General features: G+C 71.2%; 24 protein-coding genes. 2 read left to right on the top strand and 22 right to left on the bottom strand.

Annotated elements, in window-relative coordinates; all coding sequences use genetic code 11:
• Positions 1–1,020 (top strand): LacI family DNA-binding transcriptional regulator, encoded by a 1,020-nt coding sequence (locus tag EDD34_RS03755; RefSeq protein ID WP_123813382.1) that lies wholly within the window; start codon positions 1–3, stop codon positions 1,018–1,020.
• 31 nt (positions 1,021–1,051) lie between these two features.
• Here EDD34_RS03755 and EDD34_RS03750 read toward each other — a convergent pair whose 3' ends face one another.
• The 3 genes from EDD34_RS03750 to EDD34_RS03740 are packed head-to-tail and all read right to left on the bottom strand — an operon-like array spanning position 1,052 to position 4,663.
• Entirely contained in the window at positions 1,052–1,984 is a 933-nt protein-coding gene (locus EDD34_RS03750; RefSeq protein WP_246012170.1) for a carbohydrate ABC transporter permease, read from the bottom strand.
• Positions 1,971–2,996, bottom strand: coding sequence for an ABC transporter permease (locus EDD34_RS03745; protein WP_123813381.1), 1,026 nt, complete (start codon positions 2,994–2,996; stop codon positions 1,971–1,973). The genes EDD34_RS03750 and EDD34_RS03745 overlap by 14 nt, the downstream gene beginning before the upstream one ends.
• Entirely contained in the window at positions 2,993–4,663 is a 1,671-nt protein-coding gene (locus tag EDD34_RS03740; protein ID WP_123813380.1) for an extracellular solute-binding protein, read from the bottom strand. Before EDD34_RS03740 ends, EDD34_RS03745 begins: the two co-directional genes overlap by 4 nt.
• A gap of 166 nt (positions 4,664–4,829) precedes the next feature.
• Here EDD34_RS03740 and EDD34_RS03735 point away from each other — a divergent pair, with 166 nt between their 5' ends.
• Positions 4,830–7,331 (top strand): glycoside hydrolase family 3 C-terminal domain-containing protein, encoded by a 2,502-nt coding sequence (locus tag EDD34_RS03735; protein WP_211341478.1) that lies wholly within the window; start codon positions 4,830–4,832, stop codon positions 7,329–7,331.
• Between the two features lie 15 nt (positions 7,332–7,346).
• Here EDD34_RS03735 and EDD34_RS03730 read toward each other — a convergent pair whose 3' ends face one another.
• The 19 genes from EDD34_RS03730 to rho all read right to left on the bottom strand — a co-directional run bounded on the left by EDD34_RS03730 (position 7,347) and on the right by rho (position 24,579).
• Positions 7,347–7,964 carry a ribonuclease FAU-1 family protein gene (locus EDD34_RS03730; protein WP_170176961.1) on the bottom strand — a complete coding sequence of 206 codons (618 nt, stop codon included), beginning with the start codon at positions 7,962–7,964 and terminating at the stop codon, positions 7,347–7,349.
• Positions 7,965–8,028: 64 nt separating this feature from the next.
• Positions 8,029–9,282, bottom strand: coding sequence for an N-acetylglucosamine-6-phosphate deacetylase (locus EDD34_RS03725; protein WP_123813379.1), 1,254 nt, complete (start codon positions 9,280–9,282; stop codon positions 8,029–8,031).
• Positions 9,283–9,329: 47 nt separating this feature from the next.
• Positions 9,330–10,025 (bottom strand): endonuclease NucS, encoded by a 696-nt coding sequence (gene nucS, locus EDD34_RS03720; RefSeq protein WP_123813378.1) that lies wholly within the window; start codon positions 10,023–10,025, stop codon positions 9,330–9,332.
• Between the two features lie 17 nt (positions 10,026–10,042).
• Positions 10,043–10,453, bottom strand: coding sequence for a DUF2550 domain-containing protein (locus tag EDD34_RS03715; protein WP_123813377.1), 411 nt, complete (start codon positions 10,451–10,453; stop codon positions 10,043–10,045).
• Positions 10,454–10,463: 10 nt separating this feature from the next.
• Positions 10,464–10,724 carry a F0F1 ATP synthase subunit epsilon gene (locus tag EDD34_RS03710; RefSeq protein WP_123813376.1) on the bottom strand — a complete coding sequence of 87 codons (261 nt, stop codon included), beginning with the start codon at positions 10,722–10,724 and terminating at the stop codon, positions 10,464–10,466.
• 84 nt (positions 10,725–10,808) lie between these two features.
• The gene (atpD, locus tag EDD34_RS03705; protein ID WP_123813375.1) at positions 10,809–12,275 is read right to left on the bottom strand and encodes a F0F1 ATP synthase subunit beta; all 1,467 of its coding nucleotides are present in this window, start codon (positions 12,273–12,275) and stop codon (positions 10,809–10,811) included.
• Between the two features lie 49 nt (positions 12,276–12,324).
• Complete coding sequence (locus EDD34_RS03700; protein ID WP_123813374.1) at positions 12,325–13,227, bottom strand: F0F1 ATP synthase subunit gamma; 903 nt, start codon at positions 13,225–13,227, stop codon at positions 12,325–12,327.
• A gap of 3 nt (positions 13,228–13,230) precedes the next feature.
• Complete coding sequence (gene atpA, locus EDD34_RS03695) at positions 13,231–14,856, bottom strand: F0F1 ATP synthase subunit alpha (protein ID WP_123813373.1); 1,626 nt, start codon at positions 14,854–14,856, stop codon at positions 13,231–13,233.
• Between the two features lie 62 nt (positions 14,857–14,918).
• Positions 14,919–15,731, bottom strand: coding sequence for a F0F1 ATP synthase subunit delta (locus EDD34_RS03690; RefSeq protein WP_123813372.1), 813 nt, complete (start codon positions 15,729–15,731; stop codon positions 14,919–14,921).
• Positions 15,731–16,318 (bottom strand): F0F1 ATP synthase subunit B, encoded by a 588-nt coding sequence (locus EDD34_RS03685; protein ID WP_123813371.1) that lies wholly within the window; start codon positions 16,316–16,318, stop codon positions 15,731–15,733. The genes EDD34_RS03690 and EDD34_RS03685 overlap by 1 nt, the downstream gene beginning before the upstream one ends.
• Positions 16,318–16,554: an ATP synthase F0 subunit C gene (locus EDD34_RS03680; RefSeq protein WP_119142629.1), complete on the bottom strand. Its 237-nt coding sequence runs from the start codon at positions 16,552–16,554 to the stop codon at positions 16,318–16,320. The genes EDD34_RS03685 and EDD34_RS03680 overlap by 1 nt, the downstream gene beginning before the upstream one ends.
• 143 nt (positions 16,555–16,697) lie before the next feature.
• Entirely contained in the window at positions 16,698–17,504 is an 807-nt protein-coding gene (gene atpB / locus EDD34_RS03675) for a F0F1 ATP synthase subunit A (protein WP_123813370.1), read from the bottom strand.
• A gap of 201 nt (positions 17,505–17,705) precedes the next feature.
• Positions 17,706–18,128 (bottom strand): Cg1360 family ATP-synthase-associated protein, encoded by a 423-nt coding sequence (locus EDD34_RS03670; protein ID WP_123813369.1) that lies wholly within the window; start codon positions 18,126–18,128, stop codon positions 17,706–17,708.
• Positions 18,121–19,374, bottom strand: coding sequence for an MraY family glycosyltransferase (locus tag EDD34_RS03665; RefSeq protein WP_123813368.1), 1,254 nt, complete (start codon positions 19,372–19,374; stop codon positions 18,121–18,123). Before EDD34_RS03665 ends, EDD34_RS03670 begins: the two co-directional genes overlap by 8 nt.
• Complete coding sequence (locus EDD34_RS03660; protein WP_123813367.1) at positions 19,371–20,036, bottom strand: L-threonylcarbamoyladenylate synthase; 666 nt, start codon at positions 20,034–20,036, stop codon at positions 19,371–19,373. The genes EDD34_RS03665 and EDD34_RS03660 overlap by 4 nt, the downstream gene beginning before the upstream one ends.
• Before the next feature lie 13 nt (positions 20,037–20,049).
• Complete coding sequence (gene prmC, locus EDD34_RS03655) at positions 20,050–21,045, bottom strand: peptide chain release factor N(5)-glutamine methyltransferase (protein ID WP_123813366.1); 996 nt, start codon at positions 21,043–21,045, stop codon at positions 20,050–20,052.
• A gap of 85 nt (positions 21,046–21,130) precedes the next feature.
• Positions 21,131–22,231 (bottom strand): peptide chain release factor 1, encoded by a 1,101-nt coding sequence (gene prfA, locus EDD34_RS03650; protein WP_123813365.1) that lies wholly within the window; start codon positions 22,229–22,231, stop codon positions 21,131–21,133.
• A 120-nt stretch (positions 22,232–22,351) separates the two neighbouring features.
• On the bottom strand, positions 22,352–22,567 hold the full coding sequence (gene rpmE / locus EDD34_RS03645; protein ID WP_123813364.1) for a 50S ribosomal protein L31: 216 nt from the start codon (positions 22,565–22,567) through the stop codon (positions 22,352–22,354).
• 89 nt (positions 22,568–22,656) lie between these two features.
• A complete protein-coding gene (rho, locus tag EDD34_RS03640) occupies positions 22,657–24,579 on the bottom strand; it encodes a transcription termination factor Rho (RefSeq protein ID WP_246012168.1) in 1,923 nt (640 codons plus the stop codon).
• Between the last annotated feature and the right edge of the window lie 236 nt (positions 24,580–24,815).

Genomic DNA, 24,815 nt, shown 5'->3' with positions numbered 1-24,815 from the left:
GTGGCCACGATCGACGACGTCGCCCAGGCAGCCGGAGTCTCTGCCTCGACCGTGTCGTACGTACTGTCGGGCAAGCGGCCCATCTCCGCTCCCACCCGCGCACGCGTCGAGCGCGCCATCGAGAAGCTCGGCTACCGGCCGCACGCGGGGGCGCGGGCCCTGGCCTCGGCCCGCACCAACGTCATCGCGCTGATGGCGCCCCTGCGCGTCGGCGTGAACGTTCCGGTCATCATGCAGTTCGTCACGGGCGTGGTCACCCGCGCGCGGGACTTCGACCACGACGTGCTGCTGCTGACCCAGGACGACGTGAGCGGCCTCGACCGCGTGACCGGCGGCTCGATGGTGGACGCCCTGGTCATGATGGACATCGAGGCGGACGACCCCCGGGTGCCCCTGGTGGCCGCCGCCAAGCAGCCGACCGTGCTCGTCGGCCTGCCGGAGGACCCGGAAGGGCTCAGCTGCGTCGACCTCGACTTCGAGGCCGCCGGGCGGCTCGCCGTCCGGCATCTCGCGGCGGCGGGGCACACCGACGTCGCACTCATCGGCTCACCGCCCGAGGTGCTGCGGCGACACACCTCGTACGCCGAGCGGCTGATGCGCGGGCTGCGGAACCAGGCCACGGCCTCCGACGTCGCCGTGCACGTGGAGGCGTGCGACTCCTCGCCGTCGGGCGCGGCGGAGGCCGTGGACACGTTGCTGGCGACCGCGCCGGACACCACGGGGATCGTCGTGCACAACGAGGGCGCGCTCCCCCACGTGCTGTCCCGCCTGGCCGAGCACGACATCGTGGTCGGCGCCGACATGTCGGTGGTCGCGGTCTGCCCCAGGGACGTGGCCCTCTCCCAGCGCATCCCGATGACCAGCATCGACCTGCCCGCCGAGGACATCGGCAGGGTCGCCGTCGACATGGTGATGACCAGGCTCGACGGCGACCAGCCGTCCGAGACGAGGCTGCTCGCCCCGGTGCTCACCGAACGGGCGAGCTCGGCACCCGGACCCGCAGCCGGCGACGACGACTGACGGCGGGCGTCACCCGCCGTCACGCCGCCACCTACCCCTTGATCGCGCCCAGGATCACTCCCTTCGTGAAGTGCCGCTGCACGAACGGGTAGACGAGCAGCACGGGGATCACCGCCAGCACCAGCACGGCCATCTTCACGGGCAGGCCGGTCACGGCGCCGTCGTCCACGTCCACCTGCCCGGTCCCGCTGCCGGGCAGCGTCACCCCCTGCAGCACGTAGGAGCGCAGCACGAGCTGCAGCGGCCACTTGGCGTTGTCGTTGATGTACAGCATCGCGTTGAAGAACGCGTTCCAGTACCCCACCCCGTAGAACAGGGCGACGACGGCGACCGCCGCCTTCGACATCGGCAGCACGATCCGCCCCAGGACCAGCCAGTCGCTCGCCCCGTCGACCCGCGCGGCGTCGAGGATCTCGCGGTCGATCCCCATGAAGAACGACCGCAGGATCAGCACGTTGAACGCCGAGATGGCCGTCGGGAGGATCAGCGACCAGTACGAGTCGATCAGCCCGAGGTTGCTCACCAGCAGGTACGTGGGGATCATCCCCGCGCCGAAGAACATCGTGATGAGGAAGACGAACAGGATCGGCCGGTGCCACAGCGATCCCGGCCGGCTCATCCCGTAGGCCGCGAGGACCGACACGACCGTCGACAACAGCGTGCCGACCGTCGTCACCCCGATCGACACGAGCGTCGCCCGCGTGACGATCCCCCCGGACAGGATCTGCTCGTACGCGGCCAGGGACAGGGTCCCGGGCACCGTCACCAGCCCGCCGGCGCGCGTGACGTCCGCCTGCGAGGACAGGCTCGTGAGCACGATGGTGTACAGCGGGAAGAGCACGGCCGCCACGATCGCCACCAGCACCAGCGCCTTGACCACGAGCCCCGCCGGGTTCGGGTCCTCCTCCCAGACGGGCCGGTTCCTGCCCCGGACGAACTTCCGGTACGAACTAGCGCTCAGCACGCTGATACACCCCCGATTCCCCGAAGACGTGCGCCACCCGGTTGGCGGCCAGCACCAGGACCAGTGACACGATGCCCTTGACCAGGCCCGCCGCCGCCGCGAACGCCCAGTCGCCGTTGACGACACCCTGGTAGTACACGAACGTGTCGAGCACCTCGGACACGCCCACACCCACCGCGTTGCGCTGCAGGATGAGCTGCTCGAACCCGACCGTCAGCGAGTCGCCGAGGCGCAGGATGAGCAGCAGCACGATCACCGGCCGCAGCGCGGGCAGGGTCACGTGCCACATGCGACGCCACCGGCCCGCGCCGTCGACCACCGCCGCCTCGTACAGGTTCGGGTTCACCGTGCTGAGCGCCGCGAGGAAGATGATGATCCCCCACCCGGCATCCTTCCAGACCACCTGCGCCGTGATGAGCAGGTAGAAGGTGTCGGGGTTCGTCATGAGGTCGAACCCGGTGTATCCCGCCTCGCGCATCCGGCCCGCGACGTATCCCGCGCCGCCGAAGATCTGCTGGAAGATCGTCACGACGATCACCCAGGAGAAGAAGTGCGGCAGGTACACGATCGACTGGATCGTGGTCCGCACCGCCGGCGACAGCACGCTGTGCAGCAGCAGGGCCAGCACGATCGGGACCGGGAAGAACAGCACGATCTGGAACGCGGAGATGATCAGCGTGTTCACCACCGCGTCGAGGAACAGCGGGTTGGTGAACACCCGCTCGAAGTTCCACCAGCCCACGAACGGGCTGTTCACGAAGCCCGTGTACGGCGAGTAGTCCTGCCAGGCGATGACGTTGCCGAGCATCGGCACGTACGCGAACACCGCCAGCAGGGCCACCGCCGGCAGCACCATGAGCAGCAGGGCCCCGTCACGGCGCAGCCGCGCGGCGAGGGTGACCTTCCGGCGTCTCGGCGGGCCCGACGACGGCGGAGCGGATGGCCTGCTCGATCCGCGCCCGCCGTCCGCCGTCGTCCCCGAGGTTCCGCGGGGCGTGACGTCGACGCTCACTGCTTGTCCAGGATGTCCTGGTAGAAGGCGCGCAGCTCGTCACCGCCGGACGACCGCCAGGTCTCGATGGCCGCGTCGAGGTCGGCGAGGGTCTTGCGACCGCGCGCGATGTCCTTCTCGAGGTCCTCGAACGGCGTGTTCAGCGACGCGAACCGCTGCGGCTCCGTGATCTGCGTGCCGTAGAACAGCGGTTCCTCGACGTACTGCGACGCGTCGGCCATCCACGTGCAGAAGGCCTCGACGAAGCCCGGGTACTGCACCTTCGTGTTCACCAGGGGCGGGTCCACGAGGAAGATGTACGACTGCGCCACCTCGGTCGCGGCCGCCTCGGTAGGCACCGGCAGGCCGTCGCCGTCCAGCGTGTAGTGGTCGCCCTCGACGCCGTAGTTGATGAGCTGGTACTCGGCGGTGCCGAACGGCGAGGCGAGGAAGTCGGCCACGGCGAGCAGCTCCTCGATCTCGGCCTTGTCCTCGCGCTTCTTGAGGAAGGAGAAGATGTTCGCCGGCGTGCCCTTCCACAGGCGCGGGGTGCCGCCGTCGTGGGCGATCGGGGCGAAGGGCTGGGGGTCGAAGTCCGGGTTGCTGGGGAGCACCCGGCCCAGCGACTCGTGCCAGCCGCCGACGCCGTCGGTGGCGATCACGATCTCGCCCGCCTCGAACAGCGGCTTGATCTCCTCGGCCTTGTCGGCCGCGGCGTCGGGGTGCACCGCGCCCGACTTGTACAGCCTGGTCATCCAGTCCAGCGCCGCACGGTACTCCTCGGACTCCATCCGGCTGACCAGCGAGCCGTCGTCGGCGAGCTTCCAGTTGCCCGTGGGCGGCACGGCGAACATCATGTTCGCCGCGACCCACTGGTCGGCCGAGCCCCAGCGGTTCCTGCCCGGGTCGGTCAGCTCCTTGGCGAGCTCGATGAACTCCTCGGCGTCCTGGGGCTGCTCCGTGATGCCGAGCTCGGCGAAGATGTCGGCCCGGTGGAAGGTCGCGTTGGCGATCAGCTCGCCGGGGAACGGCAGGCCGTAGAGCTTGTCGTTGAAGACGCAGTAGCGCCAGGCGTCCGTGGGGATGTTCGCCAGGTTCTTGTACTTCGTGATGTTGTCGCCGGACAGGTACGGCGTGAGGTCCTCGAAGAGCGCGTCGACGGCCTGGCCGAACCGCGGCGGGATGTTCCAGGTGGGCACGCAGACCCAGTCCGGCACGTCCTTCTCCGAGGCCAGCACGGCGGCGAGCTTCTCGCCGTAGGTGTTGCCGTCCGAGATCTGGAAGTTGATCGTCGCGCCCATCGCCGCACCCACGGCCTCGAAGTACGGGTTGCCGTCGATCTTCGGGATCGCGCTCCACAGCGGCGTCATGGCCGTGTAGGTCCCGCCGGCGCCGGGCGGCGTCTCGAAGGCGGTGACGAGCTCCTCCGGGATCGACGCGTAGCCCGCGGTGGAGCCGTTCACGCTCGGGAAGTCCGGTGTGACGTACTCGATCGGGACGTAGGTGGGCAGCACGCCGGAGCTCACGGTGCCTCCGCCCTCGACGGGTCCTGCCGGGCCGGTCGTGCAGCCCGTCAGCAGGGACGGGACGCCGACGGCGCCCGCACCCAGCGCGACCAGGCCGAGGAAGGACCGGCGATTCACGGGGCCGACGGCGGTCGACGCCGCGGCCAGGGGGTTCTGGGACATGGAATTCACTCCTTCGTGAGCGACACACTGCACTGTGGCCGACGCCCGACGACGGTAGTCGGTAACCGCTTCCCGGACTACCTTCGTCGAAGCGCTTCAACAAGTCGTAGCGCCGACAATAGGGCAGAAAGGCGTGACATATCAATGCCTACGGGTATCCTCGCCGTTGAACCGATTCGAGTGGAAGGAGCACGACGTCGTGCCTGCCTCGCCCCTGTTCCGTGACCCCCGGTCCCCCCTCCCCGATCGCGCCCGCGACCTGCTCGGGCGGCTCACGCCCGACGAGCGCCTCGCCCTCCTGCACCAGCACCAGCCGCCGGTCGACCGGCTCGGCGTCGCCGGGTTCCACACCGGCAACGAGGCCCTGCACGGCCTGGCCTGGCTCGGCACGGCGACCGTGTTCCCCCAGCCCGTGGGCCTGGGCGCCACCTGGGACGCCGGCCTGGTCCGGCGGGTCGGTGACGCCGTGTCCACCGAGGTGCGGGCGAAGCATGCCGCCGACGGCGCGGTGAGCCTCAACGTGTGGGCCCCCGTGGTGAACCCGCTGCGGCATCCCGCCTGGGGGCGCGGCGAGGAGGGGTACAGCGAGGAGCCGTGGCTCGTCGCGGCCCTGGCGACGTCGTACTGCGAGGGCCTGCGGGGCGACGACGAGCGGGTGTGGAAGACGGTGCCCACCCTCAAGCACTTCCTGGGGTACGGGAACGAGACGGATCGCTCGGCGACGTCGTCGAACCTGGACCCGCGCAGCCTGCACGAGTACGAGCTGCCCTGCTACCTCGGGCCGGTCCGGGCGGGCGTGGCCGGGGCGGTGATGCCGTCGTACAACCGGGTGAACGGGGTGCCCGCGCACGTCGCCGGGGACCTGATCGCGGAGCTGCGTGCGGCCGCGCCGGGGTCCCTCGCCGTCGTGTCCGACGCGGGCGCCCCGACCTTCCTCGTGACGGTGCAACGGGCGTTCCCGGACCACGCCGCCGGGCACGCCGCGATGGTGCGGGCCGGGGTGGACTCGTTCACGGACAACGACCAGGACGCCGGCGTGACGCTGGCGCGACTGCGTGCGGCGCTGGATGCGGGCATGCTGACGTGGGACGACGTCGACACTGCGGCGCTTCGGCTCCTCGAGCTGCGGATCCGGACCGGAGAGTTCGACGACCCGCAGCTCGCGGGCGCCGACCCGTACCAGGCGATCGGCCCCGAGGCGATCGACCTGCCCGAGCACCGCGCACTCGCCCGCGAGGCCGCCGGGAGGTCCGTCGTCGTCCTGCGCAACGACCGGCTGCTCCCCCTGGCGATCCCACCGGCCGCCGGAACGTCCGAGCCGCCGCGGATCGCCGTGGTCGGCCCGCACGCCGACCAGGTGCTCACGGACTGGTACTCCGGGACGCCGCCGTACGCGGTGACGCTCGCCGACGCGGTGCGCGAGCGCTGGCCGGACGCGCGGGTCGACGTGGCCACGGGCGCGGACCGCGTGGCACTGCGAGCCCTCGACCCGGACGCGTGGGTGTCGGTGGACCAGGACGGAACCGTGACCGCCCGGGCCGCCGCGGCGGCCGAAGCGACCTTCGACACCTGGTTCGACGTGATCGACTGGGGCGAGGGCCTGCTCACGCTGCGGTCGGCGGCGTCGGGCCGGCTGCTGACGGGCGCCCGGTGGATCGTGACCGCCGACGCGGACCGGGTGGGCGGCTGGGTGGTGCAGGAGTCGTTCCGGCGGCTCGACGTCGGCGGTGCGTGGGCGCTGCAGCACGTCGGCAGCGGGCGGTGGCTACGGGTGCAGCGCGACATCGGCGCGCTCGTCGCCGACGCCACGCGGCCCGAGGACGCCACCCGCTTCGCGTGGGAGACGCTCTACTCCGGGGCCGACGACGTCGCCCGGGCGGCGAGCGGCGCCGACGCCGTGCTGGTCGCCGTCGGGAACGACCCGCACCTGCTGGGGCGTGAGACGGAGGACCGGCCGTCGCTGCCGCTGCCCGGGCCGATGCGCGGTCTGTGGCGGGCAGCACGGGACACGAACGCGGCGTCGGTGCTGGTGGTGGTGTCGTCGTACCCGTACGTGCTCGACGAGGCGTACGACGACGCGCGCGCCGTGGTGTGGACCTGCCATGCCGGCCAGGAGCTCGGACACGGCCTGGTGGACGTGCTCGCCGGGGACCGGGAACCCTCGGGGCGCCTGGCGCAGACCTGGCCCGCGACGAGTGAGCAGGCGGGCGACCTGTTCGACTACGACGTCCGGGCCCAGGGACAGACGTACCGGTGGCTCGCCGAGGAGCCGGCGTTCTGGTTCGGGCACGGGCTGGGGTACGCGGACGTCGCGTACACGGGGTGGGACGTGGCCGGTGACGTCGCGGCCGGCGAGCGCCGTGCGGCGACGGTGACCGTGCGCAACGACTCGGACCGCCCGGCCGAGGAGCTGGTCCAGGTGTACTCGCGGGGCCTGCCCGGGGCGCCCGTCGAGACCCCGCGGCGGATGCTCCTGGGCCACGAGCGGGTGCGGCTCTCCCCGGGCGAGACCCGCGACGTCCTGGTGCCGCTGGACCTGGACCGGCTCGCGGTCTGGGACGAGGCGGCGGGACGGCTGCGGGTCCAGCCCGGGACCTACGAGCTGGCGGCCGGCCCGTCGGCGGGCGTGGCGCCGCTCCGGGCCGCGCTCACGGTGCGGGCGGGCTGAGCGCGGCGGCGGACGTCAGCGCGCCTCGAACGGGAGCGTCGTCCAGCCCTCCGGGAGGGTGCGCGGGCTCCACGCCGGGTCGGGGGCCCAGTCGGCCCAGGACTTGTCCCACCAGTGGTCGCCGGCGTCCAGCCGCGCGGCGATGCGGTCGGCCTCGGCGCGGATCTCCGCCATGCGGCCGGGGTAGCGCGCGGGGCCCGTCTCCTCGAACTCCTCGACGTCCTTGAACACGTAGGTCTCCGCGTCGGCCGCCCACCAGACGTCGAGTTCGTGGTCGAGGGTGTCGAAGCCGATCGGCGTTCGCCGTGGGGCGTCCTCGAGGTTGAAGTACCAGCCCTGGAACTCGCGCCCGTCACCCGCCCAGAACAGGAAGACCGAGTGCTCGACGCCCGTCCAGTGCAGTTCGAGGCGGCCGTGACCGCGCCAGTGGGTGCTGCCCGCCAGCATCCACGGATGCCTGCCGACGGGGAAGGCTCCCGACCCCGGGTACCCGAAGGGGGAGCCGCCCGGCGTGTACGTGACGAGCAGGTCTCCGTCGTCGTGCACGCAGATCTGCGGGATCGCGATCCACGGCTCGCCGCGCATGATCTCGCGGCGCACCACGGTGCCGCCCGGCTGGAAGCGTGTCGTCATGGCTCGCACCGTAACAGCGGCGTGTTGCCCGGAGCGCGCGAGTGGACGGCCGCCGGGCGCGGGCCTACCGCCGGACCTCGACGCCGCGGCGCAGGACCCGTCGGGGCCGCAGCTCCTCGTCGGCCACGAGGACGTCCGCGCGCAGCCCCCGGGCGAGGGTGCCGAGCTCCCGGTCCAGCCCGAGCACCCGGGCCGGCACCGCGGACGCGGACCGGACCGCGTCCAGCAGCGGAACTCCCGCCGAGACGGTACGGCGCACGACGTCGACGAGGTGGGCCGTTCCCCCGGCGATCGCGCCGCCGTCCGGATCGGCCGGGTCGGCGAGGCGGGCGACACCGTCCCGCACCGTGACCGACATCGGGCCCAGGTCGTAGGAGCCGTCCGGCATGCCGGCCGCCGCCATCGCGTCCGTGACGAGCGCCACCTGGCCCGCGCCGACCGTACCGAACACCGTACGGACCGTCGCGGGATCGAGGTGGACGCCGTCCGCGACGAGCTCGACCACGAGGTCACCCCGGGCCGCCGCGGCGAAGCAGGCCGCGATCGGGCCCGGAGCGCGGTGGTGCAGCGGGCGCATGGCGTTGAAGAGATGCGTGGCCGTCATCTCGCGGTGGCCCAGCGTCCCCGCCACCTCCGCGGCCAGGCGCAGGCCCGCGGTGACCTGCGAGATCAGTGTCTCCGCGGCTTCCGTCGTCCCGTCCGTGTGGCCGAGCGACGGGATGGCGCCCGCCTCGATGAGCGCCGGCGCGGCGCCGCCCGGACCCGCGACGCCCGGCACCTCGGGCGCCACCGTCATCGTCGCCAGGTGACCCCGCGCGGCCTTCGCGAGGTCGCGGACCAGTGCGGCATCGCCCTCGCGCAGGTCGGCGGGGTTGTGCGCGCCGCGGCGCTCGTGGGACAGGAACGGGCCCTCGGCGTGGATGCCCGCGATCTCCCCCGCGTCGGCGAGGTCCGCGAGCATCGCCGCCCGCGCGGTCAAGGTCTCCGGGTCCGCCGTGACGAGGGAGGCGAGCATCGTCGTCGTCCCGTGCGTGCGGTGCTCGAGGACGGCGCGCAGCGCCTCGTCGGCGCTCGTCGCGTCGGGGAAGCCGACGCCGCCCCCGCCGTGGTTGTGCAGGTCGACGAGCCCTGGAAGGAGGTAGTCGTACGACGGCGGCACCTGGCCGAGCTGCGCGTCGAGGCCGGCGTCGCGGGCCTGGGCGGCCGACCCGACGAAGGCCAGCCGATCTCCTCGGACGGCCACGACGCCGTCGTCGATCATCGCCTCGGGCAGGACCACTCGGCCTCGCAGGACCACCATGGAAGTCTTCTCCGGCATGCCCCCATCCTGCCGCAAGATCTCACCGCGCACGGAGTTCTTCGCGCTCAGAAGAGGCGGGACCCCGGATCATCGACACCGCGCATCGCGTCGTAGTCCAAGGTCAGGCAGACCATGCCACGATCCGTCGCCAGCACGCGCGCCTGCGGCTTGATCTCCTGCGCGGCGAAGACGCCGCGGACGGGTGCGAGCAGCGGGTCGCGGTTCAGGAGCTCCAGGTAGCGCGTGAGCTGCTCGACGCCGTCGATCTCACCGCGTCGCTTGATCTCGACCGCCACCGTGGCACCCTGCGCGTCGCGGGCCAGGATGTCGACCGGGCCGATCGCCGTCATGTACTCGCGCCGGATCAGGGTGCTGCCCTCGCCGAGCAGGCCGATCTGCTCCGCGAGCAGCTCCTGCAGGTGCGCCTCGACGCCGTCCTTCACCAGGCCGGGGTCGACGCCGAGATCGTGGGCGGAGTCGTGGTGCACGGTGTGCAGGTCGATCTCCAGGCGGTCGTCGGACTTCTTGTGCTGCACCGTCCACACCTGGGCGACGCCCCGCTCCGCGGCTTCCGCCCCGGGAACCGCCTCCGTCATCGAGCACGGAGGGCTCATCCAGTTCAGCGGCTTGTAGGACCCGCCGTCGGAGTGCAGCAGCACACTCCCGTCGGCCTTGACCACGATGAGTCGCGTCGCGAGGGGCAGGTGAGCGGTGAGCCGTCCGGTGTACCGGGCGGAGCAGTCGGCGACGACGAGACGCAAGTATTCTCCTCAGACGGTTACAGGACCAGGTCGCGGCGGCCCGGCGGAGCCGCTTCGAGCCAGGAGGCCAGGCCGAAGTAGTCACCCGAATCCAGGTCCAGCTCGAAGTCCAGGCCGTCGTAACGGCACCGGACGAGGTAGTGCACCGGCCCGTCGCCGTCGAACTCCTCGCGGCCGACCAGTTCGAGGCGTTCGCGATACCAGGTACGGGCCGGCCGGGGCGAGAGCGACCAGCAGCGCCACCACTCGATACGGCCGACCGCGTACTGCGCGATCCCTGCGGTCCACGAGTCCTGCCCGGCCGCACGCGCGTTGCAGGAAAAGGATCCGACCCGGCGGGACAGGGTGTGCAGGCGAGACGCGCCCACGCCGAGGACCAGTGCGATCGCGGCTACGATCGCCAGTGCGATCCAGACGACGCCCGGCACGGCCCCTCCCTCAGACCTGCTCGATCTCGTCGACGACGATCGTGACCAGGTTCTCGTCCACGGAGACGAACCCGCCGTCGACCTGTGCCTCCACCGCGACGCCCTCGTCCGTGCGGACGGTGACCTTGCCCGGACGCAGCACCGCGAGCAGCGGCTGGTGGTCCGCCAGGATGCCGATCTCGCCCTCCACCGACGGCGCGACGACCGTCCTGGCCCTGCCGGACCAGACCTTGCGGTCCGTGGCCACGAGGTCCACGTTCAGCTCAACCACTCAGGGCCTCCCTCTCGATAGTACGGGCGGAGCGCCGCCGGGCCGGGACTCGACCCGGCGGCGCCCCGTACGGGGGACGGTGCCTCAGGCGCCGTACTCCTTCTGGATCTTCGCCCAGTTGCGCTCGAGGTCCTCGAGGCCACCGATGTTGTAGAACGCCTGCTCGGCGACGTGGTCGAACTCGCCGGCCGCGATCTTCTTGAACGCCTCGATGGTCTCCGCGAGCGGCACCGTCGAGCCCTCCACGCCCGTGAACTTCTTGGCCATGTAGGTGTTCTGCGAGAGGAACTGCTGGATCCGGCGCGCACGCGCGACCAGCGTCTTGTCCTCCTCGGAGAGCTCGTCCACACCGAGGATCGCGATGATGTCCTGCAGCTCCTTGTTGCGCTGCAGGATCGACTTCACCTCGGTGGCCACGTCGTAGTGCTCCTGACCGACGTAACGCGGGTCGAGGATACGTGAGGTCGAGGTCAGCGGGTCGATCGCCGGGTACAGACCCTTCGACGCGATCTCACGGGAGAGCTCCGTCGTCGCGTCCAGGTGGGCGAACGTGGTGGCCGGCGCCGGGTCCGTGTAGTCGTCCGCGGGCACGTAGATGGCCTGCAGCGACGTGATGGAGTGACCGCGTGTGGAGGTGATGCGCTCCTGGAGCAGGCCCATCTCGTCGGCGAGGTTCGGCTGGTAGCCCACGGCGGACGGCATGCGGCCGAGCAGCGTGGAGACCTCGGAACCCGCCTGCGTGAAGCGGAAGATGTTGTCGATGAACAGCAGCACGTCCTGCTTGCGCACGTCGCGGAAGTACTCCGCCATGGTCAGCGCGGACAGGGCGACGCGCAGGCGCGTGCCCGGCGGCTCGTCCATCTGCCCGAACACGAGAGCCGTCTTGTCGAAGACGCCGGCCTCCTCCATCTCCGCGATGAGGTCGTTGCCCTCACGGGTGCGCTCGCCGACGCCGGCGAACACGGAGACACCGCCGTGGTCCTGCGCCACGCGCTGGATCATCTCCTGGATGAGGACCGTCTTGCCGACGCCCGCGCCGCCGAAGAGACCGATCTTCCCACCCTGGACGTACGGGGTGAGGAGGTCGATCGACTTGATGCCCGTCTCGAACATCTGCGTCTTGGACTCGAGCTGGTCGAAGGCCGGAGCGGTGCGGTGGATCGGCCAGCGCTCGGTCACCTCGAACTTCTCGCCCTCGGCGAGGTTGAGCACCTCGCCGGTGACGTTGAAGACCTTGCCCTTGGTGATGTCACCGACGGGCACGCTGATCGGCGCGCCGGTGTCGGTCACGGCCGCGCCGCGCACGAGACCGTCGGTCGGCTTCAGCGCGATGGCGCGCACGAGCGAGTCACCGAGGTGCTGGGCGACCTCGAGCGTGAGCGTGAGGGAGTTCTCGCCCAGGTCGATCTCGGTGGTGAGCGCGTTGTAGATGTCGGGGATCGCGTCCTCGGGGAACTCGATGTCCACGACAGGGCCGGTCACACGGGCGACCCGGCCGGTGCCGGCGCCGCTGGTGTGATCGACCGTGGCTTCCACGGTGGTGGCGGTCATTGCTTGCCTCGCTTCGGTGGGCCGGAGGGTCCTCCGGCGGGGGTCAGGTTCAGGCGGATGCCAGGGCGTCGGCACCCGAGACGATCTCGCTGATCTCCTGGGTGATGTCGGCCTGCCGCGCCTGGTTCGCCAGGCGCGTGTACATGCGGATGAGGTCTTCCGCGTTCTCGGTCGCCGTGTGCATGGCACGCTGACGCGCCGCCAGCTCGGACGCCGCGGCGTCGAGCAGGACCGCGAAGATCCGGGACCGCACGTACCGGGGCAGCAGGGCGTCGAGCACTGCCTCCGGCGACGGCTCGAAGTCGTACAGCGGCATGGCCTCGCCCTCACCGGGGACGCTGACGCCCTCGACGATCTCGAGCGGCAGCATCCGCACGACGCGCGGGCGCTGCGTCACCATGTTCACGAACTGCGTGGACACCACGTGCAGCTCGTCGACGCCTCCCTCCTCGGCGGGCGCCAGGAAGGCGCCCAGGAGGGCGTCGGCGATCTCGTCCGAGACCTCCGACGTCGGGGCGTCCGAACCGTACGACCACTCGCCCGCGAGGTCGCGACCACGGAACGAGTAGTAGGCGATGGCGCGGCGGCCGGCCGCGTACAGCTCGACCTCCTTGCCCTCGGCCTGGAGCTGATCGATCAGGCGCTCGGTCTCACGGATGATCGACGCCGAGTACGACCCCGCCATACCGCGGTCCGACGACACCACGAACACCGCGGCGCGGCCCGTGGGCTGCTTCCGCTCGGTCGTCAGCGGGTGGTCGATGCTCGCGTGCGCCGCCACGGCCGACACGGCACGCGTGACGGCGGTGGCGTAGGGAGCCGCCGCGGCGGTGCGCGCACGGGCCTTGCCGATGCGCGACGCCGCGATGAGCTCCTGAGCGCGGAACATCTTCTTCAGGGACTGTGTCGACTTGATCCGCGCCTTGTAGATGCGCTGGGAGCCTCCGGCCATGTCTCAGGCCTTCTTCGAGACGACGATCTGCTCCTGCTCGACGTCGACGGGCTCGCCGTCGCCGCCACCGACCAGGGCAGCGCCGTCGCTCTTGACGAAGCCGTTGCGGAACTCCTCGACACCCGACTGCAGGGCAGCCTCGGTCTCGTCGGTCCACTTGCCCGTCTCGGCGATCTTCTGCAGGACGTCGGACTTGCGGCGCAGGTGGTCCAGCATCTCCGCCTCGAAGCGCTTGATGTCCTCGATCGGGACGTCGTCCAGCTTGCCCTTGGTACCGGCCCACACGGAAGCGACCTGGTCCTCGACCGGGTACGGCGAGTACTGGGGCTGCTTGAGCAGCTCCATGAGCGCCGCACCGCGCCGCAGCTGGCCGCGGGACGCCGCGTCGAGGTCGGACGCGAACATCGCGAACGCCTCGAGCGAGCGGTACTGCGCCAGCTCCAGCTTCAGGGTTCCGGAGACCTTCTTCATCGCCTTGACCTGGGCGTCACCGCCGACTCGGGAGACCGAGATACCGACGTCGACCGCCGGGCGCTGGTCGGCGTTGAAGAGGTCGGACTGGAGGAAGATCTGCCCGTCCGTGATGGAGATGACGTTGGTCGGGATGTACGCCGAGACGTCGTTCGCCTTGGTCTCGATGATCGGCAGGCCGGTCATCGAGCCCGCGCCCAGGTCGTCGCTGAGCTTGGCACAACGCTCCAGCAGGCGGGAGTGGAGGTAGAAGACGTCACCGGGGTACGCCTCGCGGCCCGGCGGGCGGCGAAGAAGCAGCGACACGGCGCGGTAGGCCTCGGCCTGCTTCGACAGGTCGTCGAAGATGACCAGCACGTGCTTGCCCGAGTACATCCAGTGCTGGCCGATGGCCGAGCCGGTGTACGGGGCGAGGTACTTGAAGCCCGCCGGGTCCGAGGCCGGAGCCGCGACGATCGTCGTGTACTCCAGCGCGCCGGCCTCCTCGAGCGCGCCCCGCACGGAGGCGATGGTGGAGCCCTTCTGACCGACGGCGACGTAGATGCAGCGCACCTGCTTCTCCGGGTCGCCCGACTCCCAGTTCGCCTTCTGGTTGATGATCGTGTCGACCGCGATCGCCGTCTTGCCGGTCTGGCGGTCGCCGATGATCAACTGGCGCTGGCCGCGGCCGATCGGGATCATCGAGTCGATCGCCTTGATGCCGGTCTGCAGCGGCTCGTGCACGGACTTGCGCTGCATGACGCCGGGCGCCTGCAGCTCCAGGGCACGGCGTCCGTCCGTCGCGATCTCGCCGAGACCGTCGATCGGCTTGCCCAGCGGGTCCACGACGCGGCCGAGGTAGCCCTCACCCACCGGGACCGAGAGGACCTCACCCGTGCGGCGGACCTCCTGACCCTCCTCGATGCCGGTGAACTCACCCAGGATGACCACACCGATCTCGCGGACGTCCAGGTTCAGCGCGAGGCCGAGCGTGCCGTCCTCGAAACGCAGCAGCTCGTTGGCCATCGCGCCGGGCAGACCCTCGACACGGGCGATGCCGTCAGCGGCGAAGACGACGCGGCCCACCTCCTCGGCCGCCGCGGCGTCGGGCTCGTAGGACTTCACGAAGCTGTCCAGCGCGGCACGGATCTCGTCCGGCCGGATCGTCAGCTCAGCCATTGCTCTTCTCCTGTCGTGCCGCGGTCGGGCGCGGCGGAAGGGTTGTACTCACGTGATTCACCTCAGCCGGCCAGGCGACGCTGCGCGTCGGCAAGGCGCGACAGGACGGTGGAGTCGACGACGTCGGCGCCGACCTGGATGCGCAGGCCACCGACGACCGCGGGGTCGACGGTGACGTTCAGCTGCACGGGACGCCCGTAGGACCGCTCGAGGATCGCGCCGAGGCGCTCCTGCTGGGCCTTGGTCAGCACGGTCGCCGAGGTCACCATGGCGACGAGGCGCCGGCGGCGCTCCGCCGCGACCTCGCCGTACCAGGTGAGCGCCGCGACGAAGCGGCGACCGCGCGGGTGTGTCGTCGCCCGCTGCGCGAGCTCCTGCGTCACCGGGTCGACCTTGCCGCCGAGCAGCGCGTCGACCAGAGCGCGCCGGCGCGCGACGTCGGTGCTGGTGTCCGACAGGGCCTGTCGTGCCGCCCGCTGCCCGACGAGCACCCGGGTCACCCGGAACAGCTCGTCCTCGACGGTCTCCAGCACGCCGCGCGACTCGGCCGCGGCGAGCGTCGCGTCCACCGCGAGCCGTTCGATGCCGTCCACCAGGTCCTTCTCGCTGGACCAGCGAGACCGCACCATGCCGGAGAGCAGGTCGGTCACGCGTCCGTCGAAACGACCCAGGAGCGCGGCCACCAGGCCGGCCTTGTCCTCGCCGGCGCGGGACGGGTCGGAGAGCGAGCGGCGCAGCGCGCCCGACTCGTCCAGCGCCTCGACGACGGCGAACAACTGCTCGCCGAGCGTGAGGGCGTCCGCACCCGCGGCCCGCAGGACCGGCTCGAACCGCTCCTGCGCCGCCGCCAGCGATGCTCCGCTCGTTCCCCGCATCACGCCTCCTTGGAGCTTCCGGCAGGCACCGCGGCCTCGGTCGCCTCGAGCTCGTCGAGGAACCGGTCCACGACGCGCGACTGGCGTGCGGAGTCCTCGAGCGACTCGCCGACGATCTTGGACGCGAGGTCCGTCGCCAGCGCGCCGACCTCGGACCGCAGCGACACCGCCGCCGCCTGGCGCTCCGCCTCGATCTGACGGTGGGCGGTCTCGGTGATCCGGGCCGCCTCGTCGTTCGCCTTGGCCTTGAGGTCCTTGATGATCGCGGACCCCTCGGCGCGGGACTCCTCCCGCACCTGCGCGGCCTCCGCGCGGGCCTCGGCGAGCAGGCGCTCCTGCTCCTCGAGTGCCTTGTCGGCCTGGGCCTGCGCCTCCTCGGCCTTCTTGATCCCGCCCTCGATCTGTGCGGCGCGCTCGTCGAGCACCTTGTTCATCGGGGGCAGCACGTACCTGTAGAACGCGACCGCGATGATGACCAGCACCACCGCCGACCACAGGAGGTCATAGCCGGCGGGCAGGAACAGGTCGATACCTTCCGGTTCTTCCGTCGCCGCCAGGATGTTGGCGGCGCTCGCGCGCGCCGCCATCACGCGGCCGGGAAGAGGAAGCCGGCGACGAGCCCGAGCAGGGCGAGCACCTCGACGAACGCGACACCGAGGAACATGGTGGCGCGAAGCTGGCCGGCGACCTCGGGCTGGCGAGCCATGCCCTCGATCGTCTTGCCGATGAGGATACCGAGACCGATACCCGGGCCGGTGGCGGCGAGGCCGTAGCCGACCGCGTTCAGGTTACCGGTGACCTCGGCGAGAGTGGTGACGTCCACTTGCGTCTTCCTTCCGTTGGGCGCCGCGACCGATCGGTCCGACGTCGCGTGGTTGCGTACGGACGCACTGTGCGCCCATCGCCATGGGTTCAGTTGAAGAGTTCAGGTGTCGTTCGACGAACGGCTCGGGCCGGGACGGCCCGTCAGTGCTCCTCTTCGAGCGACATGTTGATGTAGACCGCGGCCAGCAGGGCGAAGATGTACGCCTGCAGGAAGCCGACCAGGACCTCGAACAGCGTCACGAAGATGCCGGCCGGGAGCGTCAGCGCACCGAAGACCATGAGCCCGGTACCCGCGGAGTCGATCAGGAAGAACTGCGTCGCCGCGAAGCAGAGCACCAGCATGATGTGACCGGCGACCATGTTGGCCACGAGCCGGACCATCAGGGAGCCCGGACGGATCACCAGGATCTGCAGCAGCTCGATCGGCGTCAGGATGAAGTAGATCGGCCACGGCACCCCGGGCGGGAAGAGGTTCGCCTTGAGGTAGCCGCCCAGGCCGTGCTTCTGGATGCCGGCGTACCAGTACGTCACGAACACCCAGAGCGCCAGGAGCAGCGGCACACCGATCCGCGAGGTGGCGGCGAGATTCAGGCCGGGGATGACGCCGGTGAGGTTGAAGGCGAGGATCGTGAAGAAGATCGTGGTCAGCATGGGCACGTAGCGCTTCGCGCGCTCCTTGCCCATGATCTCCTCGACGATCTGCACCCGCACGAAGTCGAGCAGGAACTCGACGGCCGCCTGGAAGCGGCCGGGGACGATCTTCGCGCGGCGAGCGGCGACGACGAACACCGTCAGCAGCACGATCGTCGCGACGATACGGATGATCCAGATCCGGTCGATCTGGAAGATGGTGTCGCCGAACGCGATGGCGGACGGGAAGAAGTCCGACAACGACGGCGTGTGGAAGCCGCCCGCGTCCTCGTGGCCTTCTGCGGCGGCAAGGATCATGGACGTCGCTAACGTGGACAGGAGGACTCCCAGGTGGTCAGAGGCCCGGCGCGCATTCACCGACTGGCGGAACGGGCGCACCATCGGGCCTGGCCGTCATGGATTCGCGAGTAGCCTAACCTATGTTTGCCGCCTTCAGAGCCTTCGAAGGCAGTCGGCAGGCCCCTTGTGACGAATTGCGCAATGAGATGTCACGTCGCCTCACGCATCGGTGTAGGGCACCCGGCCCCCGCGCACCGCGCGGTAGTCCAGGAGCGCGGAGCCGACCGCGCCGATGAGGAGCACCACGAACAGCACGACGCGGTCGTAGAAGTCCTGCCCTCGCAGCAGGACGAGCACCACCACCAGCACCACCATCTTGCCGAGCCAGCTGCCCATCACGACGGCGCCCATCGTCGCCGGCGGCTTGCCGATGGTCTGCGCCATCGACCACACGGTCACGCCCGAGAAGAACGCCGCCAGGGCGGCGCCCAGGAGCGCGCCCCACACCCCGGCCGCCCCGGCCACGAGGAAGCCGATCGCCGAGCCGGCCACGGCGAGACCCGCCACCAGCAGGCCGCCGTCGCGCAGGGCCGTGCGCAGTACCGCGCGCTCGGACTGGTGGGTGTCAGGCATCTCAGACATTGCTCTCCTCGTTCTTCGCGGTGCGCCCGGTGGCCACCGCCTGCGACGTGTCGGCCTGCCGGGCCGAGGCCGCCGATACCCGCGGCATCGGTCCGGAGCCCGGCTCCGCCGATCGATCCTGCGCCGCGCGTTGCAGCGCCGCGTCGTCGTCCAGGAAACGGCCGCGATGCCGTAGCGGACCCATCGTCACGACGAGCGCCAGCAGGACCGCCGCCGCCGTGCAGGACATCACGATCCGCCAGTCCCACTGCACGAGCGCGGCGGCGCTGAACGCGAACACCGCCGTCCACACGTACAGGATGAGCACGGCGCGGCGGTGCGAGTGGCCGAGCGCGAGCATCCGGTGGTGCAGGTGCAGGCGGTCGGGCGCCATCGGCGACTTGCCGGCGGCGAGCCGGCGCACCACGGCCATCGCCATGTCGGTCAGCGGCAGCATGATCACCGCGACGGGCAGCAGCAGCGGGAACAGCGCGGGAATCGCGGCGGCGCCCGTCATGACGTCGGGCTTGACGTTGCCGGTCACCGTGATCGCGGCACCGGCCATCACCAGGCCGAGCACCATCGAGCCGGAGTCGCCCATGAAGATCCGGGACGGGAAGAAGTTGTGCGGCAGGAACCCGACGCAGACACCCACCAGCACGGCCATCATGAGGGCGGCGAGCGACGCGTAGTTGTCCGGAGTGTCCTCGGCGGTGAGCCGGTAGGTGTACAGGAAGAAGGCCGACCCGCCGATGGCGATGATCCCCGCGGCCAGCCCGTCCAGGCCGTCCACGAAGTTCACCGCGTTCATCGCGATCACGACCACGAGCACCGTGGCGATCAGCGACAGGCGCGACGACGGGATCGTCAGGCTGCCCGGCGTGGGGAGGGTGACCAGCTGCACCTCGTTCAGCGCCATGAAACCCGCGGCGAGGACCTGGCCGGCGAGCTTGGTCACCCAGTCCAGGTCCCAGACGTCGTCGGCCCAGCCGAGCAGGCAGACGATGAGGGCACCGCCCACGATGCCGAGGACCTGGCGGTCGGCGAACACGCCCTCGAGGAACGGCATCCGCGAGGCCAGCAGCACCGCCACGACGATCCCGAGCATGATCGCCAGGCCCCCGGCCCGCGGCGTCGGCACCGAGTGCACGTCACGCGCGCGGACGGCCGAGATGGCCGAGGTCCGGAGCGCCACCCAACGCGCGGCAGGCGTGGTCAGGAACGTGACCGCGGCGGCCACGAGCATCAGCAGCAGGTACACCCTCACGCGTCTTCCTCCAGGCCCAGCACGGGCGCGACCTCGCGCAACGCCTCCGGCCCGACGGCCCCGGACCGCACCACGCGGAGCCGCTCGCCCGTGGCGTCGACGATGGTCGAGGCCGTCCCGCCGGGTGCCGCCCCGCCGTCCAGATAGACCGACACCGAGTCGCCGAGCTGCTCGACCGCCTCGTGGACGTCGATCGCCGCGGGCCTGCCGGACAGGTTCGCACTCGACACCGCGAGCGGTCCCGTGCGGCGCAGCAGCGCGAGCGCCACCGGGTGGTCCGGCATGCGCAGCGCCACCGTGCCGTGCGTCTCCCCCAGATCCCACTGCAGGGACGGCTGGGAGCGCAGGATGATCGTGAAACCGCCGGGCCAGAACGCCTCGGCGAGGTCGCGCGCTTCCTCGGGCACCTCGGTGGCGAGCCCGTCGAGCGTGGCGACGTCGCCGATCAGCACCGGCGGTGGCATCTGGCGGCCGCGGCCCTTGGCCGCGAGGAGGGCGGAGACGGCGGTGGCGTCGAAGGCGTCGGCCGCGATGCCGTAGACGGTGTCGGTGGGCAGCACCACGAGGCTGCCGCGCGAGATCGCGTTGACCGCCTCGTCGATCGCCGGGCCCCAGGTCTGCGGGTCCGTGGCGTCGAGCGCGGGACGTACAGGTACGGTCACGGGTCTCAGTCTTTCACGACCCGGAGGCGGATTCGTCCCGAGAGGTCCGGCGGGCCACGACCATGCGGGGGCGGCCGGTGAGATCCTCGGCGGTGACCGCGGGTTCGAACGCGCCGGTCCGGTCCACCATCGCGCGCGCCGCCGCGGCCTGCACCTCGGCGTGCTCCATGACGAACAACCCGCCGGGTCGCAGCAGGCGCGCGGCGGCGGCCACGATCCCCCGCGGCACCTCGAGACCGTCGGCGCCGAGCCCGTACAGCGCGACGGCCGGGTCGTGCTCGGCCACCTCGGCATCGCGCGGCACGGCGCCGGGTGGCACGTACGGCGGATTGGAGACGACGACGTCGACCCCGCCGTCCAGCTCACCGAGCGCGGTGCGCGCGTCGCCGCGGACGAGGCGCACGAGCTCCGCCGATCCGTGGGCGGCACCGACGGCGCCGATGTTGCGGGCCGCCCACTCGTGGGCGGCGGCGTCGAGCTCCACCGCGTACACGCGGCTGCCGGGAACCTCCGTCGCGACGGCGAGCGCGATCGCCCCGGATCCCGTGCAGAGGTCGACGACGACGGGCCGCGAGCCGCGGGTGCCGGTGTCGGCATCCTCACCGGAGGTCTCCGGGCTTCTCGGGCCACGGGGTTCCGGCGCGCGGACGACGCCGAGGGCTTCGTCGATCGCCCGCTGGGCGACCCGCTCGGTCTCCGGCCGGGGAACGAAGACGCCGGGGCCGACCGCGAGCTCCAGGTGGCGGAAGGGGGCGACGCCGGTCAGGTGCTGGAGCGGCTCGCGGGCGGCCCGGCGGGCGACGACGTCCGCGAAGCGGGACCGGGCGTCGTAGCGCACCGGCGTACCGAGGATCACCCGGCGGCGCACCTCACCGGCGTCGACGCCGAGGACGTGGGCGAGGAGCAGCTCGGCGTCGACGCGCGGGGAGCCCACACCGGCGTCGGCCAGTGTCCGCGCACCCCACCGCACCAGGCCGTTGATGTCCCTGGGCACCTCGACCACGATCATCGGGCCGCGACGGCGGCGGTCCGGCGGGAGGTTCCTCGCGCCTCCCCGCCGGGAGCGCGAGGAACGTCATGGCGTGCCAGGAAACTCATGCCCCTCCGGCCTCCGCCAGGCGGGCGGACTCGTCCGCCTCGATCGCGGAACGGACCACCGGCTCCAGGTCGCCGTCCAGGACGTGGTCCAGGTTGTAGGCCTTGTAGCCCGTGCGGTGGTCCGCGATCCGGTTCTCCGGGAAGTTGTACGTCCGGATCCGCTCGGACCGGTCCACGGTGCGGATCTGGGACCTGCGCAGGTCCGCGGCCTCGGCGGCGGCGGCCTCCTGCTGTGCGGCGAGCAGCCGGGCCCGCAGCACGCGCATCGCCGCCTCGCGGTTCTGCAGCTGCGACTTCTCGTTCTGCATGGAGACGACGATGCCGGTGGGTACGTGGGTGATGCGGACGGCCGAGTCCGTCGTGTTGACCGACTGACCGCCGGGGCCGGAGGACCGGTACACGTCGATGCGCAGGTCGTTCTGGTCGATCTCGATCTCGCCCGGGTCGTCCACCTCGGGGAAGACCAGGACGCCCGCGGCGGACGTGTGGATGCGCCCCTGCGACTCCGTGACCGGCACGCGCTGCACCCGGTGCACCCCGCCCTCGTACTTGAGGTTGGCCCAGACGCCGTCGGCCGGGTTCTCGAGGCCCTTCGCCTTGACCGCCACCTGCACGTCCTTGTAGCCGCCGAGCTCGGTGCGGTTCTCGTCGAGCACCTGGGTGGACCATCCACGGCGCTCGGCGAAGCGGAGGTACATGCGCAACAGGTCACCGGCGAACAGCGCGGACTCGTCGCCGCCCTCGCCGGCCTTGATCTCGAGGATGACGTCGCGGCCGTCGTCGGGGTCACGCGGGATCAGGACGCGGCGCAGGCGTTCGGCGGCGTCCGTCTCGGCCGCCCGGAGTCCGGGGAGCGCCTCGGCGTACTCGGTGTCACCGCCGTCCTCGAGCGCGGCGAGCTCCTCGGCCGTCTCGCGATCCTCCCGCGCCCGCTGGAAGGCTCGATGCGCCGACACCACCTGGTTGAGCTCGGCGTACCGCCGTCCCAGGATCCGCGCGCGCCCCTGGTCGGCGTGCACGCCGGGATCGGCGAGCGCCCGCTCGATCTCGGCATGCTCCTCGAGCAGTGGCCCGACGGCGGAGAACTGCTCGGTCATCGTGTGGCTCCTCGGCCTTGTCGCTTCGCGTCGTCAGAACGAGCAGCAGCGCCGGCGGTCCCGCGGTCCGACTGCCCCTGGAGAGGTTGTCGGTGCGGGTCCGCCGGCGCTGCGAGGGTGCTACTTGGCGGTCTTCTTGCCGTAGCGCGCCTGGAACCGGGCCACGCGGCCACCGGTGTCGAGGATCTTCTGCTTGCCCGTGTAGAACGGGTGGCAGGCGCTGCACACGTCGGCGTTGATCTTGCCGGACGTCTCGGTGCTCCGGGTCACGAACGTGTTCCCGCAGGTGCACGTCACCTCGGTAACGACGTACTCGGGGTGGATACCAGACTTCATGGATGCTCCTTGATCAGAGGCTGCCGGGTCGCCCCGCTGTCTGCGGGCCGTGAAGCGGCAGGCCGAGGATCTATTCTGCCAGACGGTGACTAGACGGTCTCACCGGGCTGCTCGTCGGTCAGCTTGCCCGGGGTCGTCTTCTGCACCTCCATGAGGAACTCGATGTTGGACCGGTGCTCCTTGAGCTTGCCCAGCAGCAGTTCGGTGGCCTGCTGCGTGTCGAGCGCGCCCATGACACGGCGCAGCTTGTAGACGATCGCGAGCTCTTCCTTCGACATGAGGATCTCCTCACGCCGGGTGCTCGACGCGTTGACGTCGATCGCCGGGAAGATTCGCTTCTCGGCCAGGGAACGCGAGAGCCGGAGCTCCATATTCCCGGTGCCCTTGAACTCCTCGAAGATGACCTCGTCCATCTTGGAGCCGGTCTCGACGAGGGCGGTGGCGAGGATCGTCAGCGAGCCGCCGTTCTCGATGTTGCGCGCGGCGCCGAAGAACTTCTTGGGCGGGTACAGCGCGGCGGCGTCCACGCCACCGGACAGGATGCGCCCGGAAGCGGGGGCCGCGAGGTTGTACGCGCGGCTCAGGCGGGTGATCCCGTCCAGCAGCACGACGACGTCCTGACCCAGCTCCACGAGGCGCTTCGCCCGCTCGATGGCGAGTTCCGCGACCAGCGTGTGGTCCGAGGCGTGGCGGTCGAACGTCGAGGAGATGACCTCACCCTGCACCGACCGGGAGAAGTCGGTGACCTCTTCCGGCCGCTCGTCCACGAGCACCACCATGAGGTGGACCTCGGGGTTGTTCTTGGTGATCGAGTTGGCGATCTGCTGCATCATCAGCGTCTTGCCGGCCTTGGGCGGCGCGACGATCAGACCGCGCTGGCCCTTGCCGATCGGGGCGACGATGTCGATCACGCGCGGCGTGAGCTTCGTGGCCTCGGGGTTCTCCAGGCGCAGGCGCTCCTGGGGGTACAGCGGCGTGAGGTTGCCGAACTCCGGGCGGTTCCTCGCCTCGTCCGGCGGCATGCCGTTGACCGTGTCGAGCTGGACGAGCGCGTTGAACTTGTTCCGCGCGTTCTTGCCCGACGGCGGCTCCTCGCCCTCGCGGGGCTGGCGCACGGCGCCCGTGATGGCGTCACCGCGGCGCAGGCCCGCCTTCTTCACCTGGTTCAGCGACACGTACACGTCGTTGGGGCCGGCCAGGTAGCCCGACGTCCGGACGAACGCGTAGTTGTCCAGGATGTCGAGGATGCCGGCCACGGGCAGCAGCACGTCGGTCTCGGTCACCTCGACGTTCTCCAGGTCCATGTCCGGACCCTGGCCGCGGCCGCGGCGCTTGCGGTCCCGTCCACGGTCCCGTCCCCGGCGGCGGCGCGAGCCGCGCTCGTCGTCCCGGTTGCCGTCGGCACGCGGGCCGTCGTTGCGGGGGCCGGCGTCGCGCTGGCGGGTGTCGCGCTGGCGGGTGTCGCCGCGGCCACCGCCGCTGTCCCGACCGCCGCTGTCCCGCGCGGGGGCGTTACCCCCGCGGTCCTGCTTGCCCTGGCGGCCCTGACCCTGGCGGGCACCGGCCTCGCCGTTCAGCTGGCTCTCCTCGGCGGGGGCGCCCTGATCACGAGCCGCGCGCCGCGAACGCGGCTGCGCGACGGCCTCGGCGAGCTCCGCGAGGCGTGCTGCGCGGTCGGCGCTGGACGGGCCGTCGGCGTCGGCGTTCGCGCTCGCCGTGGCGGGTGCGACGGCGGTCGTCACGGGGGCGTTCGCCGCAACCGCGACGGGAGCCGCGGGCTCGGCCGACTGCGGTGCGCTCGTCTTCTTCTGCGCCGGCCGACGACGCGACGCTGCGCCGCCGCCGGAGACGGGCTCACCAGTGGTGGTTCGGATGGCCTCGACGAGATCGCTCTTGCGCATCTTCGAGATGCCCTTGACGCCGAGCTCGGAGGCGAGCGCCTGAAGCTCTGCCAGGCGCATGGCACTCAAGGAGCCACTTGCCGGCTTGGCGTTATCGGTGGTGTCTGTCACGAAGGACCCTTCCCCCTCGGAACTGCGGCCTGCTCTTCTGGGAGGCCACATCGGCGGTGCGCCCAGCTGAGAAACGGGCGCTGAAAACCTCGCATCAGTGGTACGACGTCGGCTGACGGGGGCAGTTGTCGGCCTGAGATGCGGCGGCCGAACGAACTCGCGCACACGAACACAGTGTGGGCGGTGGTGGTTCGGCCTTGCTCACGGGTTCGCGGCGTGATGACTCACATGATGCC

Origin of the sequence: Myceligenerans xiligouense (assembly GCF_003814695.1) — a bacterium.
GTDB classification, from domain to species: Bacteria; Actinomycetota; Actinomycetes; order Actinomycetales; family Cellulomonadaceae; genus Myceligenerans; species Myceligenerans xiligouense.
This window is presented reverse-complemented; position numbering and strand designations above follow the sequence as displayed.

Coding starts and splice junctions, on each gene's coding strand:
- rpmE (WP_123813364.1), bottom strand. CDS start 22,567: ATGAAGTCTGGTATCCACCCCGAGTACGTCGTTACCGAGGTGACGTGC.
- EDD34_RS03740 (WP_123813380.1), bottom strand. CDS start 4,663: ATGTCCCAGAACCCCCTGGCCGCGGCGTCGACCGCCGTCGGCCCCGTG.
- EDD34_RS03725 (WP_123813379.1), bottom strand. CDS start 9,282: ATGCCGGAGAAGACTTCCATGGTGGTCCTGCGAGGCCGAGTGGTCCTG.
- prfA (WP_123813365.1), bottom strand. CDS start 22,231: ATGACCGAGCAGTTCTCCGCCGTCGGGCCACTGCTCGAGGAGCATGCC.
- atpA (WP_123813373.1), bottom strand. CDS start 14,856: ATGGCTGAGCTGACGATCCGGCCGGACGAGATCCGTGCCGCGCTGGAC.
- atpD (WP_123813375.1), bottom strand. CDS start 12,275: ATGACCGCCACCACCGTGGAAGCCACGGTCGATCACACCAGCGGCGCC.
- EDD34_RS03690 (WP_123813372.1), bottom strand. CDS start 15,731: ATGCGGGGAACGAGCGGAGCATCGCTGGCGGCGGCGCAGGAGCGGTTC.
- EDD34_RS03730 (WP_170176961.1), bottom strand. CDS start 7,964: ATGACGACACGCTTCCAGCCGGGCGGCACCGTGGTGCGCCGCGAGATC.
- EDD34_RS03670 (WP_123813369.1), bottom strand. CDS start 18,128: ATGTCTGAGATGCCTGACACCCACCAGTCCGAGCGCGCGGTACTGCGC.
- EDD34_RS03685 (WP_123813371.1), bottom strand. CDS start 16,318: ATGGCGGCGCGCGCGAGCGCCGCCAACATCCTGGCGGCGACGGAAGAA.
- prmC (WP_123813366.1), bottom strand. CDS start 21,045: ATGATCGTGGTCGAGGTGCCCAGGGACATCAACGGCCTGGTGCGGTGG.
- EDD34_RS03700 (WP_123813374.1), bottom strand. CDS start 13,227: ATGGCCGGAGGCTCCCAGCGCATCTACAAGGCGCGGATCAAGTCGACA.
- atpB (WP_123813370.1), bottom strand. CDS start 17,504: ATGATCCTTGCCGCCGCAGAAGGCCACGAGGACGCGGGCGGCTTCCAC.